The organism is Streptomyces sp. NBC_00400, from assembly GCF_036048035.1.
Taxonomy (GTDB): domain Bacteria; phylum Actinomycetota; class Actinomycetes; order Streptomycetales; family Streptomycetaceae; genus Streptomyces.
The window spans coordinates 866,763-882,037 of the sequence record NZ_CP107940.1 but is presented as its reverse complement, the minus strand read 5'-3'; the positions used below and the strand labels follow the sequence as shown (position 1 = coordinate 882,037).

General features: G+C 71.2%; 9 protein-coding genes and 2 pseudogenes. 5 read left to right on the top strand and 6 right to left on the bottom strand.

What is annotated here, in order from left to right:
• Window positions 1-73 precede the first annotated feature (73 nt).
• Both OHS81_RS04000 and OHS81_RS03995 read right to left on the bottom strand, forming a co-directional pair.
• Entirely contained in the window at window positions 74-1,855 is a 1,782-nt protein-coding gene (locus tag OHS81_RS04000) for an ABC transporter ATP-binding protein (RefSeq protein ID WP_328382468.1), read from the bottom strand.
• Window positions 1,852-3,654, bottom strand: a complete 1,803-nt coding sequence (locus tag OHS81_RS03995; RefSeq protein WP_328390885.1) for an ABC transporter ATP-binding protein — start codon at window positions 3,652-3,654, stop codon at window positions 1,852-1,854. Before OHS81_RS03995 ends, OHS81_RS04000 begins: the two co-directional genes overlap by 4 nt.
• Window positions 3,655-3,884: 230 nt before the next feature.
• Here OHS81_RS03995 and OHS81_RS03990 point away from each other — a divergent pair, with 230 nt between their 5' ends.
• Complete coding sequence (locus tag OHS81_RS03990; protein WP_443058649.1) at window positions 3,885-4,652, top strand: hypothetical protein; 768 nt, start codon at window positions 3,885-3,887, stop codon at window positions 4,650-4,652.
• A 194-nt stretch (window positions 4,653-4,846) separates the two neighbouring features.
• Complete coding sequence (locus tag OHS81_RS03985; RefSeq protein WP_328382464.1) at window positions 4,847-6,316, top strand: cation:dicarboxylate symporter family transporter; 1,470 nt, start codon at window positions 4,847-4,849, stop codon at window positions 6,314-6,316.
• Between the two features lie 65 nt (window positions 6,317-6,381).
• Here OHS81_RS03985 and OHS81_RS03980 read toward each other — a convergent pair whose 3' ends face one another.
• Window positions 6,382-7,848, bottom strand: coding sequence for a Gfo/Idh/MocA family protein (locus OHS81_RS03980; RefSeq protein WP_328382462.1), 1,467 nt, complete (start codon window positions 7,846-7,848; stop codon window positions 6,382-6,384).
• Window positions 7,849-8,181: 333 nt separating this feature from the next.
• Between OHS81_RS03980 and OHS81_RS03975 the strand changes: the two genes are divergently transcribed.
• Window positions 8,182-9,552 carry an alpha-amylase gene (locus tag OHS81_RS03975; protein ID WP_328382460.1) on the top strand — a complete coding sequence of 457 codons (1,371 nt, stop codon included), beginning with the start codon at window positions 8,182-8,184 and terminating at the stop codon, window positions 9,550-9,552.
• Here OHS81_RS03975 and OHS81_RS03970 read toward each other — a convergent pair.
• A pseudogene (locus tag OHS81_RS03970) lies at window positions 9,542-11,957 on the bottom strand (FAD-binding and (Fe-S)-binding domain-containing protein). The gene OHS81_RS03975 and the pseudogene OHS81_RS03970 overlap by 11 nt on opposite strands.
• A gap of 32 nt (window positions 11,958-11,989) precedes the next feature.
• A complete protein-coding gene (locus tag OHS81_RS03965; RefSeq protein WP_328382458.1) occupies window positions 11,990-12,475 on the bottom strand; it encodes a MarR family winged helix-turn-helix transcriptional regulator in 486 nt (161 codons plus the stop codon).
• Between the two features lie 173 nt (window positions 12,476-12,648).
• Here OHS81_RS03965 and OHS81_RS03960 point away from each other — a divergent pair, with 173 nt between their 5' ends.
• Window positions 12,649-14,466, top strand: coding sequence for an ABC transporter ATP-binding protein (locus OHS81_RS03960; RefSeq protein ID WP_328382456.1), 1,818 nt, complete (start codon window positions 12,649-12,651; stop codon window positions 14,464-14,466).
• A gap of 84 nt (window positions 14,467-14,550) precedes the next feature.
• Here OHS81_RS03960 and OHS81_RS03955 read toward each other — a convergent pair.
• A pseudogene (locus OHS81_RS03955) lies at window positions 14,551-14,876 on the bottom strand (SMP-30/gluconolactonase/LRE family protein); the annotation flags it as partial.
• Between OHS81_RS03955 and OHS81_RS03950 the strand changes: the two are divergent.
• Window positions 14,854-15,264, top strand: coding sequence for an Lrp/AsnC family transcriptional regulator (locus tag OHS81_RS03950; protein ID WP_328382454.1), 411 nt, complete (start codon window positions 14,854-14,856; stop codon window positions 15,262-15,264). The pseudogene OHS81_RS03955 and the gene OHS81_RS03950 overlap by 23 nt on opposite strands.
• The last annotated feature ends 11 nt before the right edge of the window (window positions 15,265-15,275 follow it).

The window sequence follows — 15,275 nt, the reverse complement described above, 5'->3', positions numbered from 1 at the left end:
ACGCGCCGTGCCCCGTCCCGCATCAGCCGCGTCGTGCCGGGTTCCGCATCGGCCGCGTCGTGCCCGTCCCGTATCAGCCGTGCCAGGACCGCCAGAGCGCCGCGTACGCGCCACCGGCCGCGACCAGTTCGTCGTGGCTGCCCAGCTCACTGATCCGGCCCTCCTCGACGACCGCGATCACATCGGCGTCATGGGCGGTGTGCAGCCGGTGCGCGATCGCCACGACCGTACGGCCGGCCAGCACCCGGCTCAGCGAGCGTTCCAGGTGGCGGGCCGCCCGCGGGTCGAGCAGGGACGTCGCCTCGTCCAGCACCAGCGTGTGCGGATCGGCGAGCACCAGCCGGGCCAGCGCGATCTGCTGGGCCTGGGCGGGCGTCAGCGTATGGCCGCCCGAGCCCACCTCGGTGTCCAGTCCCTTGTCCAGGGCCCGCGCCCAGTCATCGGCGTCCACCGCGCCGAGCGCCGCCCACAGTTCGGCATCGGCCGCACCGCCGCGCGCCAGCAGGAGATTGTCGCGGAGCGAGCCGACGAAGACATGGTGTTCCTGGTTGACCAGTGCCACCTGTTCGCGGATCCGCTCGGCCGGCAGCGCGGAGAGTTCGGCCCCGCCGAGCGTGACGCTGCCCACCCGGGGACCGTAGATGCCGGCCAGGAGCCGGCCCAGCGTCGACTTGCCGGCGCCGGAGGGCCCGACCAGCGCCAGCCGGGTCCCCGGGCGGACCCGCAACGAGACCTCCCGGAGCACATCGACGCCCGTGCGGTAGCCGAAGCTGACCCCGTCGGCGTGGACGTCCCGGCCGTCCGGGAACCGCTCCGCAGTCGTGGCCTCCGGTTCGATCTCCCGCACGCCGACGAGCCGGGCGATGGACACCTGGGCCACCTGCAGTTCGTCGTACCAGCGCAGGACCATGCCGACCGGCTCGATCATCATCTGCGCCAGCAGCGCCCCGGTCGTCAGCTGTCCCGGAGTGATCCATCCCTGGATGACGAAGGCTCCGCCGAGCAGCAACACCGAGGCCAGGAGCAGCACATGCGTCAGATCGACGACGGGGAAGAGCACCGAGCGCAGCGAGAGCGTGTAGCGCTCCCATTGAGTCCAGGTACGCACCCGGTCTTCCGACAGGGCGATCCGGCGGGCGCCCAGCCGGTGGGCCTCGACCGTACGCCCCGCGTCCACGGACTCGGTGAGCACCGCGGACACCGCCGCGTAACCGGCCGCCTCGGAGCGATAGGCGCTCGGTGCCCGTTTGAAGTACCAGCGGCAGCCGACGACCAGCAGCGGCAGGGCGATGAGGACGGACAGCGCGAGCGGCGGTGCGGTCACCGTCAGCCCGCCGAGCAGCAGCGCCACCCACACCACACCGATGGACAGCTGCGGTACGGCCTCGCGCATCGCGCTGGAGAGCCGGTCGATGTCGGTGGTGATCCGCGACAGCAGGTCGCCGGTGCCGGCCCGCTCCAGGACGCCCGGCGGCAGCGCCACGGACCGTACGAGGAAGTCCTCGCGCAGGTCCGCGAGCATCCGCTCACCGAGCATCGCCCCGCGCAGCCGGACCATGCGGACGAACACCGTCTGGGCGGCCAGTGCCGCGGCGAACAGTCCGATGGTGCGCTCCAGGGGGAGGTCACGGGCCCCCGTGGACAGCTTCTCGACGATTCCGCCGAGCAGACAGGGGCCGGCCATGGAGGCGATCACCGCGGCCGCGTTCACGGCGACCAGCAGGGCGAACGCTCTGCGGTGACGGCGGATCAGGCCGCCGACATAGCTGCGCACCGTTGCCGGCGAGCCGACGGGAAGGGTGGTGAGGGTCTGCGGGGCGTCCGGATCGTGCTCCGGCGGCGCCAGGCCGATCATGCGGTCTCCTCGATCCGGGCGGTCGGTAGCGCCGGCTCGGGGTCCGGCTCGCGGGTGACGACCGCGCGGTAGGCGGGGTGGCTGTGCAGCAGTTCGCGGTGGGTCGCCTCGGCGACGGCCTTCCCCTCCTGGAGGAACACCACCTGTTCGGCCCGGTCCAGCAGGAGCGTGCTGGAGGTGAGCACGACGGTCGTACGCCCCTTCCTGATCTCCCGCAGGCCCTCGGCGATCCGGGCCTCGGTGTGCGCATCGACGGCGCTGGTCGGCTCGTCGAGCACCAGCACCTCCGGGTCGGCGACCAACGACCTGGCGAGGGCGAGCCGCTGGCGCTGCCCGCCGGACAGCGAGCGGCCGCGCTCGGTGATGTGGGCGTGCATCGGGTCTCCCGAGTCGTCGGCGGACGCCTGCGCCAGCGCGGTCAGTACATCGCCGCACTGCGCCGCGGTCAGCGCCTCCCGCGCGCCCACCCGGCCGGACGCCGGTACGTCGAGCAGTTCGCCGAGCGTGCCCGAGAGCAGCATCGGGTCCTTGTCCTGGACGAGTACGGCACCACGGGCCGTCTCGCGTGCCAGGTCGTCCAGCGGGGTGCCGCCGAGCACGACCGAGACCGGCACGGCGCCGTCACCGCCGCCTTCGTCCCGCTGCGGCGGGTGTCCGCCGAGGCGTTCGGCGAGCCGGCCCGCGCTGTCGGGGTCGCCGCAGACCACCGCGGTCAGCCGGCCGGCCGGGGCGGTCAGGCCGCTGACCGGGTCGTGCAGATCGCCGGTGGGAGTCGCCTCCCGGCCCGTGTCGCTGCCGCCGGCCGGGCGGCTCTGTGCCAGTACGCGGGCCGTGCGCTTCGTGGACGGCTTGGCGAAGGAATAGGCCTGGGCGATCTCTTCGAAGTGTCTGAGGGGGAAGAGCAGGAAGGTGACCGCGCTGTAGACGGTGACGAGATCGCCGACGGTGAGGGTGCCGTCGAGGGCGAGCCGGGTGCCGTACCAGACCACTGCGATGAGCAGCAGGCCCGGCAGCAGTACCTGCACGGCCGAGATCAGCGACCACATCCGGGCGTTGCGGACGGCGGCCTTGCGCACTTCCTGGGAGGCGCTGCGGTAGCGGCCGAGGAAAAGCTCCTCGCCGCCGATGCCGCGCAGGACGCGCAGTCCGGCGACGGTGTCGGAGGCCAGCTCGGTGGCCTGGCCGGCCTTCTCGCGCTGTGCGTCGGCGCGTCGGGTGGCGTGCGGCAGCAACGGCAGCACGGCCAGCGCCATGACAGGCACGCCGACGGCCACCAGGACGCCGAGCTCCGGCCGGTAGAGCGCCAGGGCAACGGAGACGCCGGCGGCGGTGACCGCGGCGGCACCGAACCGGGAGAGTGCTTCGACGAACCAGCCGATCTTCTCCAGGTCGCCGGTGCTGACGGCGACGATCTCGCCCGCCGCCACCCGCCGCGTCATGGCCGAGCCCAGTTCCGTGGTCTTGCGGGCGAGCAGTTGCTGCATCCGGGCGACGGCGGTGATCCAGTTGGTGACGGCCGCGCGGTGCAGCATCGTGCCGCCGATCGCGATCAGGGCACCCAAGGCCATGACCAGGGAGCCGGCCAGGAAGAGCCGGCCGGCGTCGCGGTCCACCACGGCCTGCACGGCAAGACCCACCGGCACCGGCGAGGCGGCGATGGCGCCGAAGTTCACCAGCCCCCAGGCGAGGGCCTTGAGCTGCCCGCCGAGCTGTTGTGCGCACAGCCAGCGGAGGAAGGCCCCGCCCGTACGGACGTCCGGGACGCCCGGGTCGGGGTGCGGAAGGTCGCGAATGTGCATGATGTCCCAGGCGAAGTCGTGGCGGGTGGTGGGCGGCAACAGGCCGTTGCGGCAGGCGAAATGCCCCTCTCGTTCGTCTCGTCTCGGCGGAGGTCCTGGAAGACTGACCCGCGGCGTGGGTGGATTTCAAACGGTTTTTCCGCTGTGGCCACGCGAACCGGACAATCGTGCGGTGACGGCCCGTAGGCGGCGGTCGGGTGCCGGCCGGCCGTCAGGCCGGCGGTGCGACCATGGGCGTCATGCGAACAGCGGGCAGTGCGATGCGGACGGCGACGGTGGTCGCGGCGGGACTGGTCCTTCTGGCGGGCTGCGGCGGCGGTGCGAGTGGCGGCAAGGGCGGCGACGGCAAGGGTGACGTTGCAGGCAAGGGGGAGCGCCCCGGCGGGCCGGCCCGCGGTGCATCGGCCACCACCCACCTCAAGAACATCCCCGAGGTCGGCGCGGCCCTGCGCGCGCGCATCCCGGCCGGCTCCCGGCAGGTCGTGGCGGTGTACGGCAAGGGCGTGAACTCCGCCGAGGCCACGGTCGTCCTCTACGACAAGGGCGCCAAGGGCTGGGACCGCAAGGGCAGTTGGGCCGCCCACAACGGCCGGCGCGGCTGGACGGTGGATCACCACGAAGGGGACAAGCGCAGCCCCGTCGGGGTGTTCCCGCTGACCGATGCGGGCGGGGTGCTCCAGGATCCCGGCGCCAACCTGCCCTATACGCACTCCTCGGCGTTCACCCCGCCGTCGTACTGGTCCAAGAACACCCGGCACGACTTCGACTATGTCGTCGCGATCAACTACAACCGCGTCAAGGGGACCTCCCCGCTGGACCCGACTCGTCCGCAGGGCCAGTCCAAGGGCGGCGGGGTCTGGCTGCACCTGGACCACGGCAGCGGAACATCCGCATGCGTCAGCGTCCCGAAGGCCGGGATGCAGGCATTGCTGCGCGCCCTCGATCCCGCGCGGCACCCCGTGGTGGTCATGGGGGACGCGGCGCACCTGGCGGGCTGAGCGCCCGGGGCGGGCGGGGCTTTGAAAGGCAGGCCCTGCCCGCATCCGGAGCGTCCGCGCCTCCCCTTGGGTCATGCTCCAAGATTTCCCGGGAAGTTACGCCGACCTCTTTCGTGGTGAACAACAAGCGGCCATAGTGACGGATTGTGGAAGTCCACTTCCGCATCACAGAATCCGTCCATGGAGGAGTGCTCGTGCCGCACGCCACCGGAAGCTTCCCCCGCCGCGCAGGCCGCTCTCTGCGCACCAGCCTGTTCGCGCAGGTACTCATCGCCCTCGTCCTCGGTGTTCTCGTCGGACGCCTGTGGCCGCAGGCGGGATCCTCGCTCCAGCCACTCGGTGACGGCTTTGTCCGCCTGATCAAGGCGATGATCGCCCCGCTGGTCTTCTGCGTGGTCGTCGCCGGGATCACCAAGGCGGGCGACCTCAAGTCCTTCGGCCGGATCGGGGTCAAGGCCTTGATCTGGTTCGAGGTGGCGACCGGCATCGCGCTCGTCGTCGGCCTGCTGGCCGGCAATGTCTTCGCGCCCGGCGCCGGCATGCATATCGACCCGGCGTCCCTGGACAAGGGCGCGGTGGACGCCAAGACGGGCAGCGGTCAGCTGCCCTCCGCCGCCCATTTCGTCCTGGAGTCGCTGCCGGACAGCGCGGTCGGCGCGTTCGCCGAGAACTCGCTGCTGCAAGTCCTGGTGCTGGCCTGCCTGGTGGGCGCCGCGCTGCTGCACCTGGGGCAGAAGAAGGTGCCGCAGATCCTGCCGCTGATCGAGCAGGCCCAGGACGTCGTGTTCACCGTCGTCGGCTTCCTCATGAAGCTCGCCCCGCTCGCGGTCTTCGGTGCCACCGCCCACCTGGTGGGGGAGTACGGCCTGGGCGCGATGTCCACCTACGGGAAGCTGATCGCGGTCTGCTACGGGGTCGCGCTGGCCTTCCTGGTGCTGCTGGGCTGCGCGCTGAAGGCCGTCACCGGGCTGAGCCTGTGGAAGTTCGTCCGCTACACCCGCGAGGAGTTGCTGCTGGCGCTCGGCACCGGCTCCAGCGAGACCGTGATGCCGCGGATGATGCAGAAGCTGCGCGCGGCCGGCTGCCGGGACGATGCGGTGGGGCTGGTGCTGCCGACCGGATACTCCTTCAACCTCGACGGCGCCTCGATCTACCTCTCCCTCGGCACGCTCTTCATCGCCCAGGCCATCGGCGTCGATCTGTCGCCGGGACAGCAGATCACCGTGGTGCTGGTGTTGATGCTGACGAGCAAGGGCATGGCGGGCGTGCCGGGTTCGGCGTTCCTTGCGCTGTCCGCCACGGCCTCCGCGCTGGGCGTCATCCCGGCCGGCGCGGTCGCCCTGCTGCTCGGCGTCGACCGGATCATGGACTCGATGCGGGTGACGACCAATCTGCTCGGCAACTGCGTCGCGGTTTTCGCGGTCTCCCGCTGGGAGGGCGCACTGGACCGGGTGACGGCGAAGAAGGTCCTGAACGGCGAGCCCCCGGTCGCCGCGCAGACCAGCCTGCCGAGGGAGCAGGCGCGGGCGGCGGGGACGACAACGGCCGATGCGGCGACGACTGATCCGGCGACCGCTGATCCAGCGACGGCCGATCCGGCAACGTCACGGGAGACGTCCCCCGGGCCGGGCACCGCCGCCTCCGCCACCACCCGCGACACCTGACCCCACGGACCGGGGCCCGGCGCACCACCACCCGCCGGGCCCGGGCCCCGCACCGTTGCGGGCGCTTACCCCTCCGGCTTGGGCGAATCCATCCCCGGCCGCGCCTTCTTCCACAGCCCGCGGGTGAAGTCGGGAATCTCCTGGGGGGCGCCGTTCGCCTTGATCGAGAGGTCGCTCAGCGGCACCGGTGCGGTCCAGGTCGCCGCGTCATAGACGTCGAAGTCCGGTACCAGGCCGAGCCGCATGCACTGCATCAGCCGGAAGACCAGCATGTAGTCCATGCCGCCGTGCCCGCCGGGCGGGTTGGCGTGCTCCTTCCAGAGCCAGTGATCCCACTCCGCGTACTTGGCGAAGTCGCCCCACTGGTCGTTGCTCTGGTCCGGCTCCAGATAGATCCGCTCGGGGTAGTCCTCGAAGAGGCCCTTGGTGCCGCCGAGGCTGTTGATCCGGCTGTAGGGGTGCGGGGTGGAGACATCGTGCTCCAGCCGGATCACCCGCCCCTTGGCGGTCTGTACGAGACTGATCGTCCGGTCGCTCCCGATGTACGACTCTTTCCAGCTGGGGTCGTTCGCCGGCATGTGCTCCTTGCGGTACTTGGCGAGGCCGAGGGCGGGCGTGCCGATGCTGGAGATGCGCACGGCGCGGTCCCCGCGGTTGATGTCCATGTAGTTGGCGACCGGGCCGAAACCGTGATTGGGGTAGAGGTCGCCGCGCAGCCGGGTGTGCCACAGCCGCCGCCACGGCCCCTCGTAGTACGTGGGGTCGAACATCAGGCCGCGCAGATCGTGGATATAGGCACCGGCGCCGTGCAGCAGATCGCCGAACAGGCCCGCATGCGCCATCCGCAGCACCCGCATCTCGTTCCTGCCGTAGCAGCAGTTCTCCAGCTGCATACAGTGTCTGCGGGTGCGCTCCGAGAGGTGGACCAGCTCCCACAGCTGGTCCAGACGCAGCGCAAGGGGGCATTCCACGCCCACATGCTTGCCGTTGAGCATCGCGGTCTTCGCCATCTCGAAGTGCCGGTCCCACGGCGTGGCCGCGTACACGAAGTCGATGTCGCCGCGCTTGCAGAGGTTTTCGAAGTCCTGGTCACCGTTGGTGTAGACGGCGGGCGCCGGCTGTCCCGCGGCGGTGACCTTCTTGGCGGCCTTGGCGGTCTTGTCCTTCACCGGGTCGCACAGGGCGACGACGCGGACGCCCGGCATCGCGAGAAAGAGGTCGATCATGGTCCCGCCGCGGTTGCCGAGTCCGATGATGCCGACGCGAACGGTGCTGCGCCGCTCGAACGGCACCCCGATCATGGTTCTGGCCTTGGCGTCGGCCGACGCGGACGCGGACGCGGCCGCAGCGGATGCGGCTGCCGCGGTCGTCGCGGGTGCGGCCGCCGCGGCCGGCCCGGACGACAGGCCGCCGAGCCCGAGTCCGGCGCCCGCCGCACCGGCGGTCCACAGCACCGAACGGCGGCTCGGACCCGCCTCGTCGTGGTCGCGGTCGCGGTCGTGGTCGTGGTTCTGAGAGGGTGCCTCGTTCATCGGTCCTCCAGGGGAGCGGCGGTGTGCCGGGGCATACGTGAACCTCGGTCAGGACCCTGTCGGCCGACGGCCCGAGGCACAAGAGGGCCGATTGGACTCTTGAGACGGCACTCTTGGACTCTCTGCCGCAATACCGGACGGCCTGCGGCAACACCGGAGATGCCGCCACCGGTACCTTTCGCAAGCCGCTGAAAAGTCTTGCGGAAAACCTTGACGTGTCCACAAGGCAAACGGCAGGCTCCGATGCGGAAATCCCCCCATGGCGGCCCGGCGCGTGGCTGCACTCGTGGGCGCGGTGCGTCCTGCCGTGCCCCATGACCAAGGAGCCGCAAGATGCAGCAACGTTCCCGTGTGCTGGGCGGGGCGCTGGCCGGCGTGCTCGCCGCGGCCGGCCTCGCCACCTTCGCGCCGTGGCCCTCCCAGGCCGCCCCACCCGGTGAAAAGACCGTCACCGCCACCCTGTTCGAGTGGAAGTACGCGGAGGTCGCCAAGGCCTGCCGCACTCAGCTGGGCCCGGCCGGCTACGGCTATGTCGAGGTCTCGCCCGCCTCGGAGCACATCCAGGGCGACCAGTGGTGGACCTCGTACCAGCCCGTCAGCTACCGGATCGCCGGACGGCTGGGCGACCGGAGCGCGTTCGCCTCGATGGTCAGCGCCTGCCACGGCGCAGGCGTCAAGGTCATCGCCGATGCCGTCATCAACCACATGGCGGCCGGCTCCGGTACGGGCACCGGCGGCACCCGGTACAGCAAGTACCGCTACCCCGGCTCCTACGAGGACAAGGACTTCCACAGCTGCCGGAAGAGCATCTCCGACTACACCAATCGCGACGACGTCCAGAACTGCGAACTCGTCGGGCTCGCCGACCTCGACACCGGCAGCGACCACGTCCGCACCACGATCGCCCACTACCTCGACGACCTGCGGTCGCTGGGCGTGGACGGCTTCCGGGTGGACGCCGCCAAGCACATCTCCGCCACCGACCTCGCCGCTGTCAAGGGCGCGATGCGCGACCCGGGTTACTGGGTGCAGGAGGTCATCCACGGTGCCGGCGAGGCGGTGCAGCCCGAGGAGTACACCGGCGTCGGCGATGTCGACGAGTTCCGCTACGGCACCCACCTCAAGAGCGCCTTCCAGAGCGGAAATCTCGCTCAGCTGAAGTCCGTCGCCGACGGCAAGCTCGGCAGCGACAAGGCCCGCACCTTCGTCGACAACTGGGACACCGAGCGCAACGGCTCCTCGCTGACCTACAAGGACGGCGCCGCCTACACCCTCGCCAACGTCTTCATGCTGGCCTCGCCGTACGGCTCACCGAACATCTACTCCGGCTACGAGTGGACCGACAAGGACGCCGGACCGCCCGGCGGCAGCGACGGCTGGACCAACGAACACGCCAAGCAGGCGATCACCGGGATGGTGGGCTTCCGCAACGCGGTGGGCTCCGCGGAGCTGACGGACTGGTGGGACAACGGGGGCAGCGCCCTCGCCTTCGGCCGGGGCGGCAAGGGATTCGTGGCCCTCAACAACGGCGACGCAGAGCTGCACCGGACCTTTGCCACCTCACTGCCCGCCGGCACGTACTGCAACGTCGTCGCCGCCGCGCCGTCCTCGTGCGACGGCCACACGGTCACCGTCGGGGGTGACGGTAAGGCGCAGCTCCCGGTCCCGGCCAAGGGAGCGGTCGCGCTGCACGTCACCCGCTGAGGCGCACCCCCGAAGGCAGCTGACGGGCCGGGCGTGTGGCCCGCTCCAGGGCCAGGAGGGCCGAGCCGTAGCCTCGGCCCTCCGTTGCCCGGTCCATGCCGATCTCGCACATCCGGTTCGCCGACAGATACGCGTCGAAGTGCCGTGCGGTCACCTCGGCCGCCTCCTTCGCGGTGGCCGACTCCGTGAGCTCCTTGTGCAGCATCCCCCGGTCACCGGCGAAGGCGCAGCAGCCCGCGTCGTCCGGCACCACCACCTCCCGCGCACACGCCTCGGCGACCCGGCGCAGCTGTGACTCGGCCCCCAAGTGCTGCAGGGAACAGGTGGGATGGAGCACCGCGGAGCCGACCGTGCGCAGGATCTCCAGCCGCGGCAGCAGCTCCTCGGCGGCCCAGACCACCGAGTCGACGAGCGTCAGCCCGGTGTGCAGTGCGGCATTGTCCGGCGTCAGATACGGCACCACCTCACTGCCCAGCCCCAGAGTGCACGAGGACGCGTCCACCACCAGCGGCAGCCTGCCGCCGGCCGTCCACCCCCAGGCCGCCTCGACGATGCGGTTGGCCATGACCACGTTGCCGCGCCGGTACCCCTTGGAGTGCCAGAGGGTGGCGCAGCAGGTCCCGGCCACGTCCGACGGGATCCACACCGGCCGGCCCGCCCGCTGCGACACCGCCACCACCGCCTCCGGCAGCGACGGCCCCCGATACCCCGTGGGCTCACCGAAGATCCGGTTCACACACGCCGGGTAGTAGACCGCCGCCGCCCCGGACTTCCGTGTCGCGGGCAGCGTACGGGCCGCCGCGCCGGGCATGCGCGGGAGCCATTCGGGCACGAGGTCGGGGCGTACGGCCCTGCGGGCGGCGCGGGTCAGCGACGCCGTCAGCCGGTCGCCGATCCGGTCGGCGGCGGCCACCGCCAGCCGTGCCGCCCGCTCGACGGCCTTGAAGTGGCGGGCGGACTGTGCGGCGGCCCACTCCTCGCGCGGTGAGTGGCGCCGGTGCCGGAGGTCCGTGTGCGGCATGGCCCGCGACCGCCGCCTCGAAGCCGTGCCGCGCCTGCAGTTCCCGCAGGGCCGTACAGGCCTCGGCGAGCCGGTCCGGCGGTACCGCGAAGTCCTCGGTGATCAGCGTCGTACCGGACGGCCGGCTGCCGCCCACGGCGGTCACGAACGCCTTGCGGGCCTTCCAGTAGCCGTCGATGGCGGCCGGGTCCCGGGTGAAGGCGTTGGTGACGGACGCGACCGGAGCGATGAGCTCCAGCTCCGTCAGTACCTGTGCCGCGGCTCGTTCGTACTCCTCCTGGGCGGCCTCGTCGGGCGCCCGGAACTCCACCAGCAGCGCGGTGGTCTCCTGGGGCAGCGCCGCCCAGTCGGCCGGTACCCCGGCCACGCTCACCGAGGCGCGCAGCGTATTGCCGTCCATCAGCTCCACGGCCCGCGCCCCCGCCTCGTTGAACCGCGGTACGGCCCCGGCCGCGGCACTCAGCGTCGGGAAGAACAGCAGCGCGCTGGACGTGTGCCGGTCCAGCGGCAGGGTGTCGAAGACCGTCTCGGCGATGAAGCCGAGCGTGCCCTCGGAGCCGACCATCAGGCCGCGCAGGATCTCCACCGGCGTCGCGCCGTCGAGAAAGGCGTCCAGACGGTAGCCGTTGGTGTTCTTGATCCGGTACTTGGCCCGGATCCGGGCCACCAGCTCCCGGTCCGCCTCGATCTCCGCCTTGAGCGCCAGCAGGCCCGCGCACAGCCCCGGCTCGGCCCGCGCCAGTTCCGCGTCGGCGTCCGGCTGCGCGGTGTCCACGATCGTGCCCGACGGCAGGACGAGGGTGACCGAGGCCAGCGTCCGGTAGGAGTTACGGGTGATGCCGGCCGTCATCCCGGAGGCGTTGTTGGCGACCACACCGCCCAGGGTGCAGGCGACGGCGCTGGCCGGATCGGGCCCGAGCAGCCGGCCGTGGCGGGCCAGGGCGGTGTTGGCGCGCAGCACGGTGGTGCCGGGCCGGATCCGGGCGCGGGCGCCGTGGTCGAGCACCTGGATCCCGCTCCAGTGCCGGCGGACGTCGACGAGGATGTCCTCGCCCTGCGCCTGGCCGTTGAGCGAGGTCCCGGCGGCCCGGAAGACGACGTTGCGGCCCTTGCCGTGGGCGTAGGAGAAGACCGCGGAGATGTCGTCGAGGTCCTCGGCCACCACCACGACCTGCGGGACGAAGCGGTACGGGCTGGCGTCGGAGGCGTAGCGGACCAGGTCGGAGGCCTGGTGGAGCACCTTGTCCGGGCCGAGCAGCGCGATCAGTTCGCCGCGCAGCGGTTCGGGGGTGCCGAAGGCCCGCCGGTCCGCCACCCGGTCGTGTGCGGGGCTGCCGGTCGCGGTGGGTCGCAGGATCTGTGGGTCCGGCTCCAGCAGGGGCATGGCGGCACTCCTCCGGTTGACTCCGCGTCAGCTCAATGCGGTCGGTCCGTTCGGTCCGGTCGATGCGGTCGATCCGGGTCGTCGACCAGGGTGGACAGCAGGCCGCCGAATACGTCGCGCTGATCGGCGGTCAGTGGGGCCAGGATCTCCTCCGCGGCGGCCCGCCGCGCGCTGCGCAACGCGCGCAGCGTGGAACGGCCGGTGTCGGTCAGCTCGATCCGTACCACCCGGCGGTTGGCCGGATCGGGCACCCGGCGCACCGCGCCGTGCGCCTCCAGCGCGTCCACCAGGGTGGTCACCGCCCGGGGCACCACCTCCAGCCGCTCGGCGAGGTCGGCCATCCGCGGCGGGGTGTCGCGGTAGTGGCCGACGATCCGCAGCAGCCGGGACTGGGCGGGGGTGAAGACGATGTCCAGGTGCTCCAGGTGGTGTTTCTGGGCGCGGTGCATCCGTCGGGTCAGCCGTACCAGTTGCTCGGCGAGGTTGGTGGTGCTGACCGTCGGCTCGGGGGAGGGCATGGCGCGAGGATAGCGGATAACAGGACTTCATTCATTGTGAGCATAGGTAACAATGAGCTAAGCTCCACGATGCTCGTTCCGTATCTGACCGTCCGTAGCTCCCGCCCGTCCGTAGTTCCCTGCCCGCCCGCAGTTCCTGCCCCGCGAAATCCGCACCCCCCTCGAAGGAGCCCATGCGCAGCGACGAACCCCAGTGGACCGCACCGCCCAAGGACCCGGAAAAGCCGGTCCAGCTGCGGCGGATCCTCGCGCTCTTCCGCCCCTACCGTGCCCGGCTGACCCTCGTCGGCCTGCTCGTCGGCGCCTCCTCACTGGTCTCGGTCGCCTCTCCCTTTCTCCTCCGCGAGATCCTGGACGTGGCGATACCCGGCCGGCGCACCGGACTGCTGACCCTGCTCGCCCTCGGCATGATCGCCACCGCCGTCACCACCAGCGTCTTCGGCGTCCTGCAGACCCTGCTGTCCACCACCGTCGGCCAGCGCGTCATGCACGACCTGCGCACCGCCGTCTACGCCAAACTCCAGCAGATGCCGCTGGCCTTCTTCACCCGCACCCGCACCGGCGAGGTCCAGTCCCGGATCGCCAACGACATCGGCGGGATGCAGGCGACGGTCACCTCCACCGCCACCTCCCTGGTCTCCAACCTGACCTCCGTCATCGCCACCGTCTGCGCGATGCTCGCCCTCGACTGGCGGCTGACCGTCGTCTCGCTGCTGCTGCTTCCGCTCTTCGTCTGGATCAGCCGCCGGGTCGGCAACGAACGCAAGAAGATCACCACCCGGCGGCAGAAGCAGATGGCCGCGATGTCCGCGATGGTCACCGAATCCCTCTCGGTCAGCGGCATCCTGCTGGGCCGCACGATGGGCCGCGCCGACTCCCTCACGAAGAACTTCGCCGGCGAGTCCGAGCGCCTGGTCGACCTGGAGGTCCGCGCCAACATGGCCGGCCGCTGGCGGATGGCCACCATCGGGATCGTGATGGCCGCCATGCCCGCGCTGATCTACTGGGCGGCGGGCATGGTTCTCCAGCTCGGCGGCCCGGTCTTCTCCCTCGGGACCCTGGTCGCCTTCGTCTCGCTCCAGCAGGGCCTGCTGCGGCCGACCGTCTCGCTGCTGTCCACCGGCGTACAGATGCAGACCTCGCTGGCGCTCTTCCAGCGCATCTTCGAGTACCTCGACCTGCCCGTCGCCATCACCGAGCCCGCCGAGCCGGTCCGTATCCCGGCGCCGCGCGGCGAGATCCGCTTCGAGAACGTCCGGTTCTGCTACGACCCCGAGGCCGCCCCCACCCTCGACGGCATCGACCTGACCGTCCCGGCCGGCACCAGCCTCGCCGTCGTCGGCCCCACCGGCAGCGGCAAGAGCACCCTGAGCTACCTCGTACCGCGGCTCTACGACGTGACCGGCGGACGGGTCACCCTCGATGGCACGGACGTCCGTGACCTGGACTTCGACACCCTGGCCCGCTCGGTCGGCGTGGTCTCCCAGGAGACCTACCTCTTCCACGCCTCGGTCGCCGACAACCTCCGCTTCGCCAAGCCCGACGCCACCGACGAGGAGATCGCCCGCGCCGCCGGGGCCGCCCAGATCCACGACCACATCGCCGCCCTGCCCGACGGCTACGACACCCTCGTCGGCGAGCGCGGCCACCGCTTCTCCGGCGGTGAGAAACAGCGCCTCGCCATCGCCCGCACCATCCTGCGCGACCCGCCCGTCCTCGTTCTGGACGAAGCGACCAGCGCCCTGGACACCCACACCGAACACGCCGTCCAGCAGGCCATCGACGAGCTGTCCGCGGGCCGCACCACCCTCACCATCGCGCACCGCCTCTCCACGGTCCGCGACGCCGACCAGATCGTCGTGCTGGACGCCGGCCGGATCGCCGAGCGCGGCACCCATGACGAACTGCTCGCCGCCGACGGGCGCTACGCGGCGCTGGTACGGCGTGACGCACACCTCACCCCCGCGGACGATCAGGTGATGGCCCCGTAAGTGACCCACGGGTAAGGTCGCATGCGCGGCGGCCAGTTCACTGGTCGGGGTGGCCGCCGCACCCACTCCCCGGCCGCGGCCTGCGAGGGAGTACAGCGTGGTCGTCGCGGTGATGAAGAGGCGGTTGTTCTTCGGGCCGCCGAAGGCGATGTCGGAGAGACTCTGCCCTCCGAGAGTGACCGTTCCGTACGTACGTCGAAGACCCGGATCTGGCCGGCGCGGGTGTCCGAGACGTACAACTGCTCTTCGTCGGGGGAGAGGACCAGCCCGTTCGGCCCGCTGAATCCGTCTGCGGCAAGAGTGACGGCGCCCGTCGACGGATCGATCCGGTAGACATGGCAGGCGCCGATCTCGCTCTCGGCGCGGTAGCCCTCGTAGTCACTGGTGATGCCGAAGTCCGGATCGGAGAAGGCCTATACGGCGCTCGGCAGGGCGGTCGGCCTCTCGGCCGGTGCCGCCCATGAGCGGGTCCGCAAGTTCCGGAAGCGCGGAGTGATTCGCCGTACGACCGTGGACGTGGACCCCGCTGCCCTCGGCCGCGGAGTGCTTGCGTTCGTCATGGTCGAGTCCTCGGCATGGATGGGCGATGCGGCTGCCGCCTTCCTGGCCATCCCCGAGATCCAGGAGGCACATGTGATCGCGGGCAGCGCCTGCGTCCTGGTGAAGGTGCGAACCGCCACCACCGAGGCGCTCCAGGACGTCCTGCGCAGGCTGTATGCGATCGAGGGCGTCAGCGGAACCCAGGCGACGGCCTCGCTGGAGACCTTCTTCGAGCGCCCGGTCTCCCCACAGCAGTAGCCATCTCACGG